Origin of the sequence: Nocardioides sp. Soil774, from assembly GCF_001428125.1 — a bacterium.
Lineage (GTDB): Bacteria > Actinomycetota > Actinomycetes > Propionibacteriales > Nocardioidaceae > Nocardioides.
Genome location: NZ_LMSM01000009.1, coordinates 76,410 through 93,040, shown reverse-complemented (window position 1 = coordinate 93,040; position 16,631 = coordinate 76,410). Strand labels below are relative to the sequence as shown.

The 16,631-nt window shown below is 72.3% G+C and carries 19 protein-coding genes; 14 read left to right on the top strand and 5 right to left on the bottom strand.

Features of this window, described 5'->3' with window-relative positions; all coding sequences use genetic code 11:
• Positions 1–16 precede the first annotated feature (16 nt).
• The 4 genes from ASG76_RS14420 (at position 17) to ASG76_RS14405 (ending at position 2,190) form a co-directional block, all read left to right on the top strand.
• The gene (locus tag ASG76_RS14420; RefSeq protein ID WP_056604703.1) at positions 17–433 is read left to right on the top strand and encodes a VOC family protein; all 417 of its coding nucleotides are present in this window, start codon (positions 17–19) and stop codon (positions 431–433) included.
• Positions 430–984: a GNAT family N-acetyltransferase gene (locus ASG76_RS14415; RefSeq protein ID WP_056604700.1), complete on the top strand. Its 555-nt coding sequence runs from the start codon at positions 430–432 to the stop codon at positions 982–984. Before ASG76_RS14420 ends, ASG76_RS14415 begins: the two co-directional genes overlap by 4 nt.
• A 9-nt stretch (positions 985–993) precedes the next feature.
• Positions 994–1,428, top strand: a complete 435-nt coding sequence (locus ASG76_RS14410; protein ID WP_056604697.1) for a hypothetical protein — start codon at positions 994–996, stop codon at positions 1,426–1,428.
• Between the two features lie 69 nt (positions 1,429–1,497).
• Positions 1,498–2,190: an NADPH-dependent F420 reductase gene (locus ASG76_RS14405; RefSeq protein WP_056604694.1), complete on the top strand. Its 693-nt coding sequence runs from the start codon at positions 1,498–1,500 to the stop codon at positions 2,188–2,190.
• Positions 2,191–2,198: 8 nt separating this feature from the next.
• On the opposite strand, the gene ASG76_RS14400 is transcribed toward ASG76_RS14405, so the two are convergent.
• Both ASG76_RS14400 and ASG76_RS14395 read right to left on the bottom strand, forming a co-directional pair.
• Entirely contained in the window at positions 2,199–3,047 is an 849-nt protein-coding gene (locus ASG76_RS14400) for an alpha/beta fold hydrolase (protein WP_056604691.1), read from the bottom strand.
• Between the two features lie 65 nt (positions 3,048–3,112).
• Complete coding sequence (locus tag ASG76_RS14395; protein ID WP_056604688.1) at positions 3,113–3,757, bottom strand: dihydrofolate reductase family protein; 645 nt, start codon at positions 3,755–3,757, stop codon at positions 3,113–3,115.
• Positions 3,758–3,817: 60 nt separating this feature from the next.
• On the opposite strand from ASG76_RS14395, the gene ASG76_RS14390 reads away from it, so the two are divergent.
• Positions 3,818–4,351, top strand: coding sequence for a winged helix-turn-helix transcriptional regulator (locus ASG76_RS14390; RefSeq protein ID WP_235529633.1), 534 nt, complete (start codon positions 3,818–3,820; stop codon positions 4,349–4,351).
• A 130-nt stretch (positions 4,352–4,481) separates the two neighbouring features.
• Here the strand turns inward: ASG76_RS14390 and ychF are convergent, their stop codons facing one another.
• Positions 4,482–5,558, bottom strand: coding sequence for a redox-regulated ATPase YchF (gene ychF / locus ASG76_RS14385; protein WP_056604682.1), 1,077 nt, complete (start codon positions 5,556–5,558; stop codon positions 4,482–4,484).
• A 68-nt stretch (positions 5,559–5,626) separates the two neighbouring features.
• Here ychF and ASG76_RS14380 point away from each other — a divergent pair, with 68 nt between their 5' ends.
• On the top strand, positions 5,627–6,139 hold the full coding sequence (locus ASG76_RS14380) for a PH domain-containing protein (RefSeq protein WP_056604679.1): 513 nt from the start codon (positions 5,627–5,629) through the stop codon (positions 6,137–6,139).
• Positions 6,136–7,638 carry a PH domain-containing protein gene (locus tag ASG76_RS14375; RefSeq protein WP_056604676.1) on the top strand — a complete coding sequence of 501 codons (1,503 nt, stop codon included), beginning with the start codon at positions 6,136–6,138 and terminating at the stop codon, positions 7,636–7,638. Before ASG76_RS14380 ends, ASG76_RS14375 begins: the two co-directional genes overlap by 4 nt.
• Here ASG76_RS14375 and ASG76_RS14370 read toward each other — a convergent pair.
• A complete protein-coding gene (locus ASG76_RS14370) occupies positions 7,635–9,440 on the bottom strand; it encodes an acyl-CoA dehydrogenase (RefSeq protein WP_056604673.1) in 1,806 nt (601 codons plus the stop codon). The two genes, ASG76_RS14375 and ASG76_RS14370, sit on opposite strands and share 4 nt — an antisense overlap.
• 217 nt (positions 9,441–9,657) lie before the next feature.
• On the opposite strand from ASG76_RS14370, the gene ASG76_RS14365 reads away from it, so the two are divergent.
• The 3 genes from ASG76_RS14365 (at position 9,658) to ASG76_RS14355 (ending at position 11,925) form a co-directional block, all read left to right on the top strand.
• A complete protein-coding gene (locus ASG76_RS14365) occupies positions 9,658–10,440 on the top strand; it encodes an exodeoxyribonuclease III (protein WP_056604670.1) in 783 nt (260 codons plus the stop codon).
• Positions 10,441–10,561: 121 nt separating this feature from the next.
• A complete protein-coding gene (locus ASG76_RS14360) occupies positions 10,562–11,125 on the top strand; it encodes a SigE family RNA polymerase sigma factor (RefSeq protein ID WP_162254121.1) in 564 nt (187 codons plus the stop codon).
• Positions 11,122–11,925 carry a hypothetical protein gene (locus ASG76_RS14355; protein WP_056604663.1) on the top strand — a complete coding sequence of 268 codons (804 nt, stop codon included), beginning with the start codon at positions 11,122–11,124 and terminating at the stop codon, positions 11,923–11,925. The genes ASG76_RS14360 and ASG76_RS14355 overlap by 4 nt, the downstream gene beginning before the upstream one ends.
• Before the next feature lie 108 nt (positions 11,926–12,033).
• Here the strand turns inward: ASG76_RS14355 and ASG76_RS14350 are convergent, their stop codons facing one another.
• Positions 12,034–13,353, bottom strand: coding sequence for an MFS transporter (locus ASG76_RS14350; protein ID WP_200948193.1), 1,320 nt, complete (start codon positions 13,351–13,353; stop codon positions 12,034–12,036).
• A gap of 71 nt (positions 13,354–13,424) precedes the next feature.
• Between ASG76_RS14350 and ASG76_RS14345 the strand changes: the two genes are divergently transcribed.
• From ASG76_RS14345 to ASG76_RS14335, 4 genes are all read left to right on the top strand, one after another.
• A complete protein-coding gene (locus tag ASG76_RS14345; protein ID WP_056604661.1) occupies positions 13,425–14,414 on the top strand; it encodes a GlxA family transcriptional regulator in 990 nt (329 codons plus the stop codon).
• Positions 14,415–14,477: 63 nt separating this feature from the next.
• Complete coding sequence (locus ASG76_RS19770; protein WP_268788369.1) at positions 14,478–14,984, top strand: aldo/keto reductase; 507 nt, start codon at positions 14,478–14,480, stop codon at positions 14,982–14,984.
• Entirely contained in the window at positions 14,876–15,403 is a 528-nt protein-coding gene (locus ASG76_RS19765) for an aldo/keto reductase (RefSeq protein WP_268788371.1), read from the top strand. Before ASG76_RS19770 ends, ASG76_RS19765 begins: the two co-directional genes overlap by 109 nt.
• Positions 15,404–15,452: 49 nt before the next feature.
• Complete coding sequence (locus tag ASG76_RS14335) at positions 15,453–16,610, top strand: DNA recombination protein RmuC (protein ID WP_056604658.1); 1,158 nt, start codon at positions 15,453–15,455, stop codon at positions 16,608–16,610.
• Positions 16,611–16,631: the final 21 nt, after the last annotated feature.

The window sequence follows — 16,631 nt, the reverse complement described above, 5'->3', positions numbered from 1 at the left end:
CGTGTTTGGATCGACCATGACCTCCCGCCTGACCGAGATCTCCCTCGACTGCCACGACCCCGACCGCCTGGCCGAGTTCTGGACCGCCGCCCTCGACTGGGTGGTGCTCGAGCGGGAGCCGGGTCTGGTCGAGATCGGTCCGGCCCGCGAGAGCGACCAGGCCCTGCTCGACGCCGTACGCACCGGGCCGGTGCCACCGACGATGTTCCTGGCGGCCGTGGCGGAGGACAAGGTGGTGAAGAACCGCATGCACCTCGACCTCTCCCCCGTCGACCGCTCCCGCGACGAGGAGGTCGAGCGGCTGCTCGCGCTCGGCGCCACGCACGCCGACGTCGGTCAGACCGGCGACGAGTCGTGGGTCGTGCTGGCCGACCCGGAGGGCAACGAGTTCTGCGTGCTGCGCAGCCTGGCGCCGGGGCACTTCTCGCTGTGAGCGACCTCGACCTCCGGTTGCCGATCGAGACCGAGCGGCTCCTGCTGCGCGTGCACCGCGCCGACGACCTCGACGACCTCGTCGTCTTCCACGGCGACCCCGAGGTGGTGCGCTACGTCCCGTGGCCGCTGCGCGACCGCGCCGCGACGGAGGAGACGCTGCGGGTCAAGCTCGACCAGGGCGAGCTGCGCGAGCCCGGGCAGTGGCTGGTGCTCGCGGTCGAGCTGCGGGAGACCGGTCGCGTGATCGGGGAGGTGCTCCTCAAGTGGGCCTCGGAGCGCCAGGGCGAGCTGGGCTTCGCGTTCGCCCGCGACGCCCAGGGCCACGGCTACGCCGCCGAGGCCACCGACGCGGTGCTGCGGACGGCGTACGACGAGCTGGGCTTCCACCGCGTCAGCGCCGTGGTCATCGAGGGCAACGACGCCTCGGCACGGCTGCTGGGCCGGCTCGGGTTCCGCCAGGAGGGACGGTTCGTCGACGGCGTGCACTTCAAGGGTGAGTGGGCCACCCAGCTGGTGTTCGGCCTGCTCGAGGACGAGTGGCGTGCCTAGGATCTGCCCATGGTCGCCCTGACGCGCTGGACCGCTGCGGCGCTGGCCGCGGCCGGCTGGCTTGTCGTCCTCCACGCGTTGTGCTTCCGCACGCCGTCCACCGATCCGGCGCTCGACCTCGACGCCGGAGGGGCCTTCGCCCTGAACGTCGACGTCTACCTCCCTGCCTTCGGGCTGTCGCTGGTCCTGCTGGCCGTGCTGGTCGTGGGCGCCGCCGTGCGCCGACCCGACGTCGTGGCCCTCGTGCTCGGGCTCACCACCGCGGGCCTCGCGGGCTGGACCCTGCGGCAGGACTTGCTCCGCGCCTACTTCCCCGGGCTCACCGCGGAGCTGCTCGTCGGCGCGTCCATCGGGATGCTCGCCCTCATGCTCGGCGTGCTCACCTGGCGCCCGCGACCCGTGGCCGTGCCCGCAGCCGCGCCGGCCGCGGGCCCGTACGCCTGATCAACCGGTCGGCTCTCGCAGGCGGTGCCTTCGCGGAACAACACCTCGGCCGACACCGTTGACCCCGGCATGACCACACTGGGAATCGTCGGAGCAGGACACATCGGCAGCACGGTGGCACGCCTCGCGGTGGACGCGGGCGTCGAGGTGGTGATCGCCAACAGTCGCGGACCGGCGACGCTCGCCGACCTCGTGGCCGACCTCGGCCCGCGCGCCCGCGCGGCCAGTGCCGAGGAGGCGGCGCGCGACGGCGACCTGGTCGTCCTCACCGTGCCGCTCAAGGCGCTGGGCGACCTGCCGGTGGCGGCGTTCGACGGGCAGGTCGTGCTCGACACGGGCAACTACTACCCGCAGCGCGACGGCCGCATCGCCGAGCTCGACGACGCCTCGACCACCGCGAGCGAGCTCACCGCCCGCACCCTGCCGGGCGCGCGCGTCGTGAAGGTCTTCAACAACATCTTCTTCGAGCACCTCGGTGCCCTTGCTCGCCCCGGCTCGCCTGTCGGCAGCGGGGAGCGCAGCGTGCTGGCCATCGCCGGTGACGACGCCGAGGCCAAGCAGTCGGCCACGGCGCTGCTCGGGGTGCTCGGCTACGACGTCGTCGACGCCGGTCCGCTCGCCGAGGGCTGGCGCTTCCAGCCCGACACCCCGGCGTACGGGCTCCCCTACGACGGCAGCCCGGACGGCACCTGGAGCGGCGACACGGCCAGGCGCGTCTCTGCCGACGACCTGCGCGCCGCGCTCGCCGCGGCGACCCGCTGAACCGGGCCTCAGGCCTCGGCTGACATGAACTCCCGCAGCACGCGGGCGAACCGGTCGGGGTCGTCGAGGTGCGGGAAGTGGCCCGCCCCCTCGAACAGCTCGACGCGGCACTCGGGCAGCGCGCGCTGGGCGCTGAGCGCGTGCCAGGCCGGGATCATCCGGTCCTTCGAGCCCCAGACGATCAGGGTCGGGGGCGGGGTCACCGCGCCGAGGTGGTCGTGGGCACTGATGCTCTGACCGCCGAGGTCGATCACGGCCCGCGTGGTGGCGAGGAACGCGCGGCGGCTCTGGCTGTCGCCCAGCGAGGTGAAGCCGCGCCAGATCGCGCCGATGTCGGCACCGGGCTTCCAGCCGATCCTCTGCGCGCCGCGGCCGAGGGCCTCGGCCTTCTCGAGCACGGGTGCGGACGCGATGACACTGAGCACCTGCTCGGCGCCCGGCAGCGTGGCGGAGCGGAGCACCAGGTTGACCTCGCGTCCCAGGCCACCGCTGGCGACGAGGACCAGGCGGTCCACCCGCTCGGGGAAGAGGTAGTAGAACTGCATCGCGATGCCACCGCCGAGGGAGTGCCCGACGAGGGTCACCCGCTCGACCCCCAGGTGGTCGAGCAGGTCGCGCAGGGTCGCGGCGTGGGCACTCAGGGAGTAGTCGCCCGTCGGCTTGGCCGACTCGCCGTGGCCGAAGAGGTCGGGGACCAGCACCCGGTGGTCGTCGTCGACCTCGTCGACCAGGTGGGCCCACTGGACCCGGGAGCCAAGGATCCCGTGGATGAAGAGCACCGCCGAGCCGGAGCCGCTGTCGACGTAGGAGAGCTCGTGGCCGTGGAGCACGACCGTGTCGGGAGCCAGGCGTGCCATGGCGGTCACCTCGCGCTGGTGGATGTGGCTGGTTACTCCACAGTAGCCCCAGAGGGGTCGCCGGCCTACCGTCGCCAGAAGATGTGGTGCACCACACCGCTGGGGCTCGGCACCCGCTCGAGGTGGAAGCGGTCGAGGAGCTCGTCCGGGCTCTCCCACAGCCGCACGCCGCGCTCGAGGTCGACCGGCGCCACCGCGACGTGCATCGTGTCGACGAGGTCGGCGTCGAGGAACTCCCGGACGGTGGTGACGCCCCCGCCGATGCGTACGTCCTTGCCGTCGGCTGCCTCGAAGGCACGGGCGAGGGCCTGGGCGGGTGACTCGTCCACGAAGTGGAAGGTGGTCTGCCCCCGGGTGATCGACGGGCGCGGGTGGTGGGTCAGCACGAAGACCGGCGTGCGGAACGGCGGCTCCTCGCCCCACCAGCCTTCCCAGTCGAGGTCCTGCCAGGGCCCGCGCTGCGGCCCGAACTTGTTGCGCCCCATGATCTCCGCGCCGATGTTGCGGCTGAAGTCGCGCGTGAAGTAGTCGTCGAGGCCGTAGGTGCCGCCGGGCTCCGTCCTCATCGGGGCGTGGGCCGTGGCGCCGGACCAGGAGAACATCGCGGCCGGATCGGCGTGGCCGAACGGACGCTCGAGGCTCTGCCCCTCACCGGTGCCGAAGCCATCGCGGGAGACGTTGAAGTTCTGGACGCGGACGAGCTGGGTCACGACAATTTCCTTTCTGGTTGCACTGTGCAATCAGTTTCTCACCCTAGCTACACTGATGGCGTGTCGCAACCAGTCGTGCCAGGACGGTTGCCGGTCCCCCGCGGCAAGTCCGGTTGCCCGATCAACCTGACCGTCGAGCTGCTCGGTGACCGGTGGAGCCTCGTCGTCCTGCGCGACATCACCTTCGGCGGCGCGACGCACTTCCGCGAGCTGCTCGGCTCCTCGATGGAGGGCATCGCGTCCAACATCCTGGCCGCGCGACTCGCCAAGCTGGTCGCGGCCGGGCTGCTCACGCGCGACGACGACCCCAGCCACCGCCAGAAGGTCGAGTACCACCTCACCGAGGCGTCGATCCAGCTCCTCCCGGTCATGGCGCAGCTCGGCGCCTGGGGTGCGACGTGGCTCGACACCACGCCCGAGCTCACCGTCCGCGCCGAGCTGCTCGCTTCGGGAGGACCGCCCCTGTGGGAGCGCTTCATGGACGAGCTGCGCGCCATCCACCTGGAGCGGCGACCACCTCCGGCGGACGGCGTGCTCGCCGAGCTGACGGCCGCCTACGAGGAGGTGACGGCGCGCCAGGGCTCGGGCGGGTAGTGGTCCTCGTCCGTCCGACGGCCGGGACGTGGCGCCTGACCGGCCAGCGGACCGAACGAGGTCAGCGTGTGGGCACGCACGCCAGGGCGTACGCCGGCGGCGGCGGCCGTAGGTCCGTTGGTGGGCGGCCTCACACGTTGAAGCGGAACTCCACCACGTCGCCGTCGACCATGACGTAGTCCTTGCCCTCCATGCGCACCTTGCCGGCCTCCTTGGCCTTGAGCATGGAGCCGGCGGCCATCAGGTCGTCGAAGGAGACGATCTCGGCCTTGATGAAGCCCTTCTGGAAGTCGGTGTGGATGACACCGGCGGCCTCGGGGGCGGTGGCGCCCTTCTTGATCGTCCAGGCCCGCGTCTCCTTGGGGCCGGCGGTCAGGTAGGTCTGCAGGCCGAGGGTGTCGAAGCCGACGCGAGCGAGCTGGTCGAGACCCGACTCGGCGATCCCCATCTCGGCGAGCATCTCGTGCGCCATCTCGTCGTCGTCCATCTCGGCGAGGTCGGCCTCGAACTTGGCGTCGAGGAAGATCGCCTCAGCCGGCGCGATGATCTCGCGCATCTTGTCCTTGAGGGCCTCGTCGGCGAGCTCGTCGGCGTCGCAGTTGAAGACGTAGATGAAGGGCTTGGCCGTCAGCAGCGACAGCTCGCGCAGCAGGGAGCGGTCGATGTCGGTGGCGATGATGGGCGTGCCGCTCTCGAGCGCGTCCTTGGCAGCCTTCGCGGCCTCCAGGTTGGCGACGAGGTCCTTGACCTTGCGCGACTCCTTCTCCAGTCGCGCGATCGCCCTGTCGACGGTCTCGAGGTCGGCGAAGATCAGCTCGGTCTGGATGGTGGAGATGTCGTTGGCAGGGTTGACCTCGCCGTCGACGTGGGTGACGTCCTCGTCGCGGAAGACGCGCGTGACCTGGCAGATCGCAGAGGACTCGCGGATGTGGGCGAGGAACTTGTTGCCCAGGCCCTCGCCCTGCGAGGCGCCGCGCACGATGCCGGCGATGTCGACGAACTCGACCGTCGCGGGCAGCTGCTTGGCCGACTCGAACACCTCCGCCAGCCTGCCGAGACGATCGTCGGGGACCCCGACGACGCCGACGTTGGGCTCGATGGTGGCGAACGGGTAGTTCGCCGCGAGCACGTCGTTCTTGGTCAGGGCGTTGAAGAGCGTCGACTTGCCCGCGTTGGGGAGACCGACGATGCCGATGGTGAGAGCCACGGGCGGGGAGTCTACGGCGGCGCCGACGGGCGTACGAAAAGCACGCAGCCACCTGCAAGACTCGGCGCATGAGTGACGTGGGGGCGGGGCCGGCCGTGCCGGTGCTGCGGGAGCCGGCCCACCGGGTCTCGCCGCGGGCGATCGGCTTCTGGACGGTGTCGGCGCTGCTGGGCGACGCGGCCGTCGTGGTCGCGGCGCTGGTGGCGTGGCTGGTCGTCCCGGACGTGCCCGGTTGGGCCGGCCTCGTCGTGCTGCTGCTCGGCCTGCTCGCGGCGGCGCACGTCGTGCTGATGCCGCGCATCCGCTACCGGGTGCACCGCTGGGAGGTCACCGACACGGCCGTGCACACGCGCGCGGGCTGGCTGGGGCGGGAGAGCCGGATCGCACCGCTGAGCCGCGTGCAGACGGTCGACTCGCGCCAGGGCGCGCTGATGCGCGTGTTCGGGCTGGCCTCGATCACCGTCACCACTGCGTCGGCCGCCGGCCCCATCACCGTCGACTGCCTCGACGCCGCCACCGCCCGCGAGGTGGTGGCCCGGCTCACCGCGATCACGTCCGCCACTGCGGGCGACGCCACGTGATCCCCGCGCCCGGCGAGGGCTGGGCGCGGCTCGACCCGCGCAAGCTGCTGCTCGACCCGGTCAAGGCGATCGGCCAGGCGATCGTGCCGGTGGTGGTGGCCGTGGTGGGGATCAGCCGGAGCGACACCCGCTTCTGGCCGCTCGTCCTGCCGCTCGTGGTCCTCGGCCCGATCATCCTCGGCGCGCTGCCCTGGCTCACCACCCACTACCGGATCACCGACAGCCAGATCCAGGTGCGCAGCGGCGTGCTCAACAAGCGCACGTCGACCGCGCCGCTCGACCGGGTGCGCAGCGTCGACCTCGAGGCCTCCCTGCTGCACCGGGTGCTCGGCCTGCAGAAGGTGCAGGTCGGCACCGGCGTCGACGACGACCGGATCACCCTCGACGCGCTGGCCAGGGCCGACGCCCACGCACTGCGTACGACGCTGCTGCGCCGCCGCGAGACCACCGACGTCCGGCCGACAGACCTCGACCCCGCCGAACCGCACGCCCCGGTCGCGCCGTCCGCCCCTGCGTCCGTGCTCCTGGCCCGCATCGACTGGTCGTGGCTGCGCTTCGCCCCCTTCAGCCTGGCCCGGCTGGTGCTGCTCGCCGGTGCGGTCGGCGTGGTCGCGCAGTTCGGCGACGACCTGCCGATCTGGAACCAGGAGACCGCGACGTCGGCGTGGGAGTGGGTCACGCAGTTCGCCCTGGTCGCCGTCGCGCTGGCGCTCGCCGTCGGCGGGCTGGCGCTCTGGCTGGTCGTCTCGGTCACCGGCTACGTCGTGCAGTGGTGGGGGTTCCGCCTGGTGCGCGAGCACGGCTCGCTGCACCTCTCCTCGGGGCTGTTCACCACCCGCTCGATCACCGTCGAGGAGGCCAAGGTGCGCGGCGTGGAGATGGTCGAGCCGGTGCTCCTGCGCGTCGTCGGGGGCGCCGAGATGTCCACCCTCGCCACCGGCGTCGAGGACGGCGTCACCCAGGTCCTGCCGCCGTGCCCGCGCGAGGTCGCGGTCGGCGTCGGCGGCGCGGTCCTCGGCGAGACCGGCGCGCTCACTGCGCCGCTGGTCGCGCACGGCCCGAGGGCGCACCGTCGGGCGTGGTTCCGCCAGCTCCGCACCGCCCTGGAGGTCCTGGTCGCCGCCGCCGTCGCGTGGTGGTTCGCCGACCTGTCGTGGGCGTGGTTCGCCGCGCTCGCCGTCGCGCTCCCCGTGGTGGCCGCGGCGGTCGGCGAGGCGTCGTACCGCCACCTCGGGCACGCGCTCCTCGACCGCCACCTCGTCGCGGGCGGCGGGACCCTGGCCCGCGTGCGCACCGTGCTCGAGACCGACGGCATCATCGGCTGGGTGGTGAGCCAGTCGTGGTGGCAGCGCCGGATCGGCCTGGCCGACCTGACCGCGACGACCGCCGCCGGCACCGAGCGGGTGCTGGTGCGCGACGTGCGGCTCGAGGTCGCGGTCGCCCTGGCCGACCGCGCGACGCCGGGGATGCTGACCCCGTTCGTCGAGCAGGGCGCCTAGAACCAGTCCTCGCGCATCTCCAGCGCGGTGGTGTCACCCGAGGCGAGCAGGTCGAGCATCGGTGCGACCTTGGGCAGCTCCCAGCCGAAGAAGTAGCGCGCCGCGGCCCGCTTGCCGTCGTAGAAGTCGCCCTGCTGCTCCCCCACCGCGACCAGCTGCTCGAGCCACATCCACGCGACGACGACGTGGCCGGCCGCCTCGAGGTAGACCGTGGCGTTCGCCAGCATCCGGTCGGGGTCGCCGAGCCCCGCGATCGTCATCGTGACCTCGCCGAGGCGGTCGACCGCGGCCTTCAGCGCGACGGCGTACGACGCCGGCTCGCCGCCGAGCGCGCCCGCCCGGGCGACGGTGTCCTCGATGCGCGCGGCCAGCGCCATCAGCGCCGCACCACCGCCGCCGAGCACCTTGCGCCCGAGCAGGTCGAGGGCCTGGATGCCGTGCGTGCCCTCGTGGATCGGGTTGAGCCGCTGGTCGCGCCAGTGGGCCTCGAGGTCGTGGTCGCGGGTGTAGCCCGAGCCGCCGAGCACCTGGATGGCGAGGCTGCACGACTCCTGGCCCCACTGCGAGGGCCACGACTTCGCGATCGGCGTCAGGACGTCGAGCAGCTGGCCGGTGGCGAGCCGCTCGGCGTCGTCCTCGGCGGTGGCCTGCTCGTCGAGCAGCCGGTAGCAGTAGAGGTTCAGCGCGAGCGCGCCCTCGACGTAGGACTTCTGCGCGAGCAGCATCCGCCGCACGTCGGCGTGCTGGATGATCGGCACCTGCGGGCCGGCCGGGTCGGGGGCGCTCAGCGGGCGGCCCTGCGGTCGGGTGCGGGCGTAGTCGAGGCTCTTGAGGTAGGCGGTGTAGGCGGTCGTCGTCGCCCCCATCCCGACGCCGAGGCGGGCGGCGTTCATCATGTGGAACATGTAGGACAGGCCCTTGTGGGGCTCGCCGACGAGGTAGCCGACCGCGCCCGCAGCGCCGCCCGGGGTGAAGGCGCCGCCACCGAAGACGGGTGCGGTGTTGACCGTGCCGCGGCTGCCGAGCTTGTGGTTGATGCCGGCCAGCGCGACGTCGTTGCGCTCGCCGATCGTGCCGTCCTCGCCGACGAGGTGCTTGGGCACGATGAAGAGCGAGATGCCGCGCGAGCCGGCAGGCGCGTCGGGCAGCTTGGCCAGCACCAGGTGGACGATGTTGTCGCCCATCTCGTGGTCGCCCCCCGAGATCCACATCTTGCTGCCGAAGATGCGGTAGGTGCCGTCGTCGGCGGGCACCGCTCGCGTCACCACGTCGCCCAGGCTCGACCCGGCGTGCGGCTCCGAGAGCGTCATCGTGCCGAAGAAGCGGCCCTCGAGCATGGGCCGCACGTAGCGTTCGACCTGCTCCTCGGTGCCGTGCGCGAGCAGCAGCCCGGCGTTGGCGACGGTGAGGAACGAGTACGCCGCGGTGCCCATGTTGGCCGCGGTGAACCACGCCATGCAGGCCGCCGCGACGACGTGCGGCACCTGCAGCCCGCCGTGCTCCTCGTCGATCGTGAGGCCCATCAGGTCGGCGCGGGCGAACTTCTGCAGCGCCGCCTCGATCTCCGGGATGAGGCGCACCTTCTCGCCGTCGAAGACCGGCTCCTCGGTGTCGCTCTTGCGGTAGTGCGTCGCGAAGTGCTCGGTGGCGAGCTCCTCGCACAGCCCCAGCAGGGCGTCGTAGGACTCGCGGTCGTGCTCGGCGAAGCGCGGGCGCGCGCTGAGGTCCTCGACGTGGAGCCACTCGAAGAGCAGGAACTCGAGGTCGCGCGCGGAGAGGATCGTGGAGGTGGGGTTCGGCACGCCGACGACGCTACCGGCCTCCCGTGGGCAGGCATGACGAACGCCCCCTCCGCTCGGGACGGAAGGGGCGTTCGCGACTGGTGGCACGCGCGCGTCCGGGCACGCGTGCGTCGGCCTGGAACCTTCCGCACCCGCACCCGGTCTGTAAAGGGTTTCCCGCGAACCGCTCCTCCCGCCCCGTGATCTCCTGCGTGGCTGCCTTCCTTAGGGTGGACGGATGCGCATCGCGACCTGGAACGTCAACTCGCTCCGCTCCCGCATCGACCGCGTCGAGGCGTTCGTGCAGCGCCACGACATCGACGTGATCGCCCTGCAGGAGACCAAGGCGCGCGAGGACCAGCTGCCGCTGATGGGCCTGCAGGCCCTCGGCTACGACATCGCGGTGGCGGGGCTCAACCAGTGGAACGGCGTCGCGCTGCTGTCGCGGGTCGGCCTGGAGGACGTCGAGGTCGGCTTCGCCGACATGCCGCCGTACGGCGACCCTGCCGCCGCCGAGGCGCGCGCTATCGGCGCCACCTGCGGCGGGGTGCGCGTGTGGTCGCTCTACGTCCCCAACGGCCGCAAGCCCGACGACCCGCACTACGTCTACAAGCTCGACTGGCTGGCGCGACTGCGCGAGGCCGCGCGCGGCTGGCTCGACACCCCGACCGCGCTGGTGGGCGACTGGAACATCTGCCCCACCGACGACGACGTCTTCGACGTCACGCAGTTCGCGAAGTCGACCCACGTTACGCCGCCGGAGCGCGCCGCCTTCCAGGGCTTCCTCGACGACGGGTGGGCCGAGACGACACGGGCGCACGCGCCGGGCTACACCTACTGGGACTACTACCGCCAGCGCTTCGAGCGGGATCGTGGCCTCAAGATCGACTTCGTGCTCGCGTCGCCTGCGCTGGCTGACCGTGTGACAGGCGCGTTCATCGATCGTGACGAGCGGAACCCCGACACCTACGACGGCGCGCCCTCCGACCATGCACCCGTTGTCGTTGATGTGACCAGCTGAGACCGGAACGGGCCGCGAACATCGCGTCCCGTCGGTGCGGCGAGGCTGGTCTAGCCCATCTGAAGTCATGGCTGGGCTCTGTCAACCGTTCTTCCCCATCGTCGTCTGATCCGATATGCACGTGGCAAGGGATGGGATCGAGGGGCCGGGGCCCCAAGTGGTGGTGCCGTTGCGCTCCATCGACAGTGATGCTTCCGCGGCTGTCTCCGAGTTGTTCGTCGTCCACCACCGCCGTCTGGTGGGGCTGGCAGCGCTCCTCGTGGACGACCGCCAAGTGGCGGAGGACGTGGTGCAGGATGCGTTCGCCGCGCTGCACCGGCACTGGCGAGGCCTTCGGGACCAGAACGCGGTGGTGACCTACCTGAACCGTGCGGTCGTCAACGGCAGCCGGGACGTCCTGCGTCGCGGGCTCCGAGGGAAACGGGCGACATTGCGCCTGGTTCCTCGTTCCGAGGAGCTCGAGTCCGCGGAGCAGTGCGTGGTGGCGCACGAGGAGGCCGATCGCATGTGGGGTTCGGTCACCTCCCTGCCGATGCGTCAGCGGCAGGTGCTGGTCATGCGGTACTACCTCGAGCAGTCCGAGGTCGAGATTGCCGAGACCCTGGGGATATCCCGGGGCTCGGTCAAACAACATGCGAGCCGCGGCCTGGCCGCCCTTGCTCAGGAATGGGAGGAGCAGTCATGACCGACTCGGATGTCGAGCGACGACTGACCGCTGTCCTTCACCAACACGCGGAGGAAGCAATGGCTCAGACAAGCACCGTTACCGAGCTCAACAAGTTCCACGATCGAGTCGACCAGGGCAACCGAGGTCCCGGCCGGGGTAGGGCGGGGGTCGCAGCCGCCGCTCTGGGCGCCGCAGCCGTCGTGGCCAGCGCGATCTGGTTGGGCTTCGGCCAGGAGGGGGCGCCGGCGCCGGTGGATCCCGCAGCCCCGGTCGCCTCACCGTCCCCCTCCTCGGCCGAGCCTGAGGTGCCCGAAGCGCCTCAGACCCCGGGCAGCACCGTCGAGGGATTCGAGGGGGTCACGTTCCCGATGACCTTCGTCGTCCCGAAGGGCTTCTCGGATCCGTCGACGGAGAACGGAACGCGTGGCTACGCCATCAAGGGCACCAGCGGCGCAGCCGCAGTCTTCTTGGTCAGCACGTTCACCCGGGTCCCGACACCCGACCTGCCCGCCGACCTGGCCGCTCACATCCGCCAGACCCGGGACGAGCTCACGGTGAGCAACGTCGCCATGACCGAGGTCGGCGGCCGGCCTGCGCAGACCTTCACCCTTGCCCAGAAGCCCGGGACGGCGGCGTTCGACCTGTTCTGCGTGAAGGCCGGAGGCTGCTACAAGCTGCTGGAGGAGAAGCCGATGGACGTGACTGTCGTACGCACCGGGCAGGGACTGGTTCTCTTCTGGGTGGAGTACGCACCCAAGGACCGGGCAAGGGTCCAAGAGCCCATGCAGACCTGGCTCGCCTCCGTTCGCTGGGAGTAGCCGCACCGGTCGTCCATGCAACAGCGACAACTGCCCCGCCGACCTGGATCTCCAGGTCGGCGGGCCTGTTGCGTGAGGCGCCGCTCCCCGATTCGGCAACCCACGAGCTCAGCTGACCCCGACGCGGTCCGGCGTCCCCACGGGCACCGGCGCCCGCCGGATGGCGTACGACAGCAGCGCGGCGACCGCGCACAGCCCGGCGGCGGCGTAGAAGGCCGGGTCGTAGCCCCCCGTCAGGTCGCGCACGACACCTGCGCCGGTCGCGGCGATCGCCGCACCCACCTGGTGGCTGGCGAAGACCCAGCCGAAGACGATCGGGCCGGAGCCGGCCCCGAAGTGCTCGCGGCACAGCGCGACCGTGGGCGGCACGGTCGCCACCCAGTCGAGGCCGTAGACGATGATGAAGACCCACATGCTCGGCGCCACGTGCGGCGACATCAGCGCCGGCAGCGTCATCAGGCCCACTCCGCGCAGCACGTAGTAGCCGACGAGCAGCAGCCGCGGGTCGACCTTGTCGGTGAGCCAGCCCGACGCGATCGTGCCGACCACGTCGAAGACGCCGACGACCGCGAGCAGCGACGCCGCGGTGGTGGCCGGCATGCCGTGGTCGTGCGCGGCGGGGACGAAGTGGGTGGCGATGAGCCCGTTGGTCGTCATCCCGCAGATCGCGAAGCCGCCCCCGAGCAGCCAGAAGGTGCGCGTGCGCACCGCGTCGCGGAGCACCGACAGGGCGCGGCCGGCGCTCGAGCCGACGTGCTGGTGCGGCGGCGGTCCCGGGTCGGCGTCGGTGGCGCCGTAGGCCCTGATCCCCAGGTCGACCGGGTGGTTGCGCAGGAGCAGCAGGACCAGCGGGATGACGGCCAGTGCGGCGAGCGAGGCCAGCAGCGCCGCCGTACGCCACCCGTGGTGGGTCGCGAGCCACGCGACGACCGGCAGGAAGATGAGCTGGCCGGTCGCGTTGCCGGCAGTGAGGATGCCGCTGACCAGGCCGCGGCGCGCCACGAACCAGCGGCTGGTGATGGTCGCGACGAAGGCCATCGACATCGAGCCCGTGCCGAGGCCGACCAGCAGGCCCCAGCACACGATCAGCTCCCACGGCTCGGTCATGAACACGGTCAGGCCGCTGCCCACGGACACCATGACGAGGGCGAAGGTGACGACCGGACGCACTCCGAAGCGGTCCATCAGGGCGGCCGCGAAGGGCGACATCAGCCCGAAGAGCATGAGGTTGAGCGAGACGGCCGAGCCGATCAGGCCGTGCGACCAGCCGAACTCGTCGTGCAGCGGCTCGATCAGCACGCCGGGGACCGACCGGAAGGCGGCCGCGCCCACGAGCGTCACGAACGCGACGGCCGCGACCACCCACGCACGGTGGATGCGCTGCTGGGAGGTCGGGCCTGCGGGTGCGGGGGACGTCGTCGTGCTCACGCGAGGAGTCTCCCCTCCTGCGACGTCTCGCGACGAGTGGCACGAATGCCAACATGTGGAAGAATCCGGCCATGCGTCCTCCGGTCCCCCACCGCGTAGTGGTGCTCGCGATCCCGCCCGTCATCGGCTACGACCTCACCATCGGGCCGCAGGTGCTCGGCGAGGCCGTCGACGCAGCCGGGCGGGCGCTCTACGACGTGCAGGTCGTCAGCCTCGACGGCGCACCGGTCGCCGCCACCCGCGGCTACGCGATCGCGCCCTCGGCCGGGCCGGAGGCGCTGGCGACGGCGCAGACCGTCATCGTCCCCGGCACCCAGGTGGCCGGCCCGCGACGCGACGGCACGCTGCCCGACGACCTGCGCGCGGCGCTCGCGACGGTGCCGGCCGACGCACGGTGGGTCTCGATCTGCACCGGCGCCTTCGTGCTCGCCGCCGCCGGCATCCTCGACGGCCACCGCGCCACCACCCACTGGAAGTACGCCGACGACCTCCGCCGCCTGCACCCCTCCGTCGCGCTCGACGAGGACGTGTTGTTCACCGACGACGGCCGGGTCCTCACCTCCGCCGGGCTCAGCGCCGGCGTCGACCTGTGCCTGCACCTCGTGCGCACCGACCACGGCACCGCGGTCGCCAACGCCGTGGCCCGCCACATGGTCGTCCCGCCCTGGCGCGACGGCGGCCAGGCGCAGTACATCGAGCGGCAGGTGCCCGAGCGAGCCGACGAGACCACCGGCGCCACACGCGCGTGGGCCCTGGAGCACCTCGACCGGCCGCTCGACGTCGCGACCCTGGCGCAGCGCGCGTCGATGAGCGTGCGCACCTTCACCCGGCGCTTCCGCGAGGAGACCGGCCAGTCCCCCGGCGCATGGGTCACCCAGCAGCGCATCCGGCACGCCCAGCACCTGCTCGAGGCGACCGACCTCCCGGTGGACCAGGTGGCCGCCCGGTGCGGGATGGGCACCGCGGCCTCGCTGCGCCAGCACCTCCGGGCGAGCGTCGGGGTCTCGCCGTCGGCCTACCGACGTACGTTCCGGGGAGCACCGGCCGTGGTCGACGTCTGAGGCCCGGACGGTTGTCGGCGCCGTGTGGTGGGGTGGGCGCATGACGAGCCTCGGGGAGACACGATGACCGACCGCCTCTGGGGCGACGAGCTCCCCCTGCCGCTGGGACTGGGCACCAACACCTTCGGCCGGACGACGGACGCCGACGCGTCCCACGCGGCCCGCGACCGGTTCGAGGCGGCCGGCGGGAGCCTGGTCGACACCGCGGACACCTACTCCGGCGGTGCCGCGGAGACGATCCTCGGCGACTGGATGCGACGCCGTGGCAGCCGTGACCGGATGGTCGTCGTCACCAAGGTGGGCAACCACCCGCGTTTCGACGGGCTGTCGGCCCCCGTCGTGACGGCGGCGGTCGAGGAGTCGCTGCGCCGGCTCGGGACCGACCACGTCGACCTCTCTGTCTCGCGCACTACCAGGACGACAAGACCCCCGTCGAGGAGAGCGCGGCGGCGTTCGACGCGCTGGTCCGGGCCGGGAAGGTCTGCGCCGTCGGGCTGTCGAACTTCGACGTCGAGGTGGTCACCGAGTGGCTCCGGGCCGCCGACCGGCACGGGCTCGCGGCACCGGTAGCGCTGCAGCCGCACTACAGCCTCGTGCACCGCCGGCCCTACGAGACGGGTCTCGGCACCGTCGTGGCCGAGGACGGACTCGCGGTCCTGCCCTACCGCGCGCTCGGCGGCGGCTTCCTGTCCGGCAAGTACCGGACCGACGCCGACACCGAGGGCAGGGCTCGCGGCGCCAACGTGAAGCCGCTCCTCACGCCCGACGGCCTCGGCCTGCTCGACACCGTCGAGGCGGTCGCCCGCGACCACGGGGTGGCCGCCGCGAGCGTCGCGCTGGCCTGGCTGCGCGAGCGGCCCCACGTCGTCGCACCGCTCGCTTCGGCCACCTCCGTCGCCCAGCTCGACGAGCTGGTCGCGTCGGCGGCCGTGAAGCTCAGTGCCGCCGAGCTGGACCGCCTCACCGAGGCATCGGCGGCGCTGGCCTGATCGCGCCTGCGTCCCACGCGCTGTCGGTGGGCCCGTCCATGCTGGGCCCATGGACACCTTCCCCCTGCTGCTCACCCTGGCGCTGGTCCTCGTCGTCGGTCTGGCTCTCGGTGCCGTCATCGGCGTGCTGTGGGCGCGCAGCCGACCGGGTGACGACGCGGCCGTCGCCGCCCTGCAGCAGCGCGTGGCCGACCACGCCGTCGTCCAGGACGGGCTCGAGCGCCTCCAGGACCAGCTCAGCGACCTCGCCCACGACCGGGTGGCCTGGCAGGCCCAGCTGCACCAGCAGGTGGCCGACATGCGGCTGTCCACCGAGACGCTGCGGCGCGAGACGACCACCCTGGCCACGGCGCTGCGCAAGCCGCAGGTCCGCGGGCAGTGGGGCGAGCTGCACCTGCGTCGCACGGTCGAGCTGGCCGGGCTCGTCGACCACTGCGACTTCGCCGAGCAGGTGCGCTTCGACGACGGCCGGCTGCGCCCCGACCTCGTGGTCTCTCTCGCCGGCGGCCGCACGATCGCGGTCGACGCCAAGGCGCCGCTCGCCGCTTTTCTCGACCTGACCGGGTCCGACGACCCGGCCGAGCACGACCACGCCCTGACCCGGCTCGGGGAGCACCTGCGCAAGCACGTCGCCGACCTCGGCTCCCGCCGCTACTGGGAGGCGTTGGGCAGCACCCCGGAGTTCGTCGTGCTGTTCCTGCCCGGGGAGGCGATCCTGCAGGCGGGGCTCCAGGCGGTGCCCGACCTGATCGAGCAGGCCGCCGCGAAGAACGTCGTGCTCGCCACGCCGTCCACCCTGATCGCCCTGCTGCGCACGGTCGCGCAGGGCTGGCAGCACGAGGTGCTCAACGCCCAGGCCCACCAGGTGCAGCGACTGGGCCAGGAGCTGCACGCCCGCCTCGCCTCGATGGCCGGCCACCTCGACAAGGTCGGCCGCTCGCTCAACGCCAGCGTCGTGGCCTACAACCAGGCGATGGGCTCGCTGGAGGGCCGCGTGCTGGTCTCGGCGCGTCGCTTCGCCGATCTCGGGGTCACGTCCGAACCGCTGGAGGCCCCCCGCCAGGTCGAGACCGTGCCGCGCTCACCCGCGGCCCCCGAGCTGGCCGCGCTGGGCGATGTCGCGAGCGCGCGCGACGAGCCCACGCTCGACGACCTCCTCGCCGGGCAGCGCGACGACGCACCGGCGCGCCGCGCCGAGGGCGCCTGAGATCGGTCCTAGGTTGAGCGA

Bases quoted from the DNA above. Each gene is read 5' to 3' on its own strand.
- ASG76_RS14420 (WP_056604703.1), top strand. From the start codon at position 17: ATGACCTCCCGCCTGACCGAGATCTCCCTCGACTGCCACGACCCCGAC.
- ASG76_RS14410 (WP_056604697.1), top strand. From the start codon at position 994: ATGGTCGCCCTGACGCGCTGGACCGCTGCGGCGCTGGCCGCGGCCGGC.
- ASG76_RS14405 (WP_056604694.1), top strand. From the start codon at position 1,498: ATGACCACACTGGGAATCGTCGGAGCAGGACACATCGGCAGCACGGTG.
- ASG76_RS14400 (WP_056604691.1), bottom strand. From the start codon at position 3,047: ATGGCACGCCTGGCTCCCGACACGGTCGTGCTCCACGGCCACGAGCTC.
- ASG76_RS14380 (WP_056604679.1), top strand. From the start codon at position 5,627: ATGAGTGACGTGGGGGCGGGGCCGGCCGTGCCGGTGCTGCGGGAGCCG.
- ASG76_RS14365 (WP_056604670.1), top strand. From the start codon at position 9,658: ATGCGCATCGCGACCTGGAACGTCAACTCGCTCCGCTCCCGCATCGAC.
- ASG76_RS14355 (WP_056604663.1), top strand. From the start codon at position 11,122: ATGACCGACTCGGATGTCGAGCGACGACTGACCGCTGTCCTTCACCAA.
- ASG76_RS14345 (WP_056604661.1), top strand. From the start codon at position 13,425: ATGCGTCCTCCGGTCCCCCACCGCGTAGTGGTGCTCGCGATCCCGCCC.
- ASG76_RS19770 (WP_268788369.1), top strand. From the start codon at position 14,478: ATGACCGACCGCCTCTGGGGCGACGAGCTCCCCCTGCCGCTGGGACTG.
- ASG76_RS14335 (WP_056604658.1), top strand. From the start codon at position 15,453: ATGGACACCTTCCCCCTGCTGCTCACCCTGGCGCTGGTCCTCGTCGTC.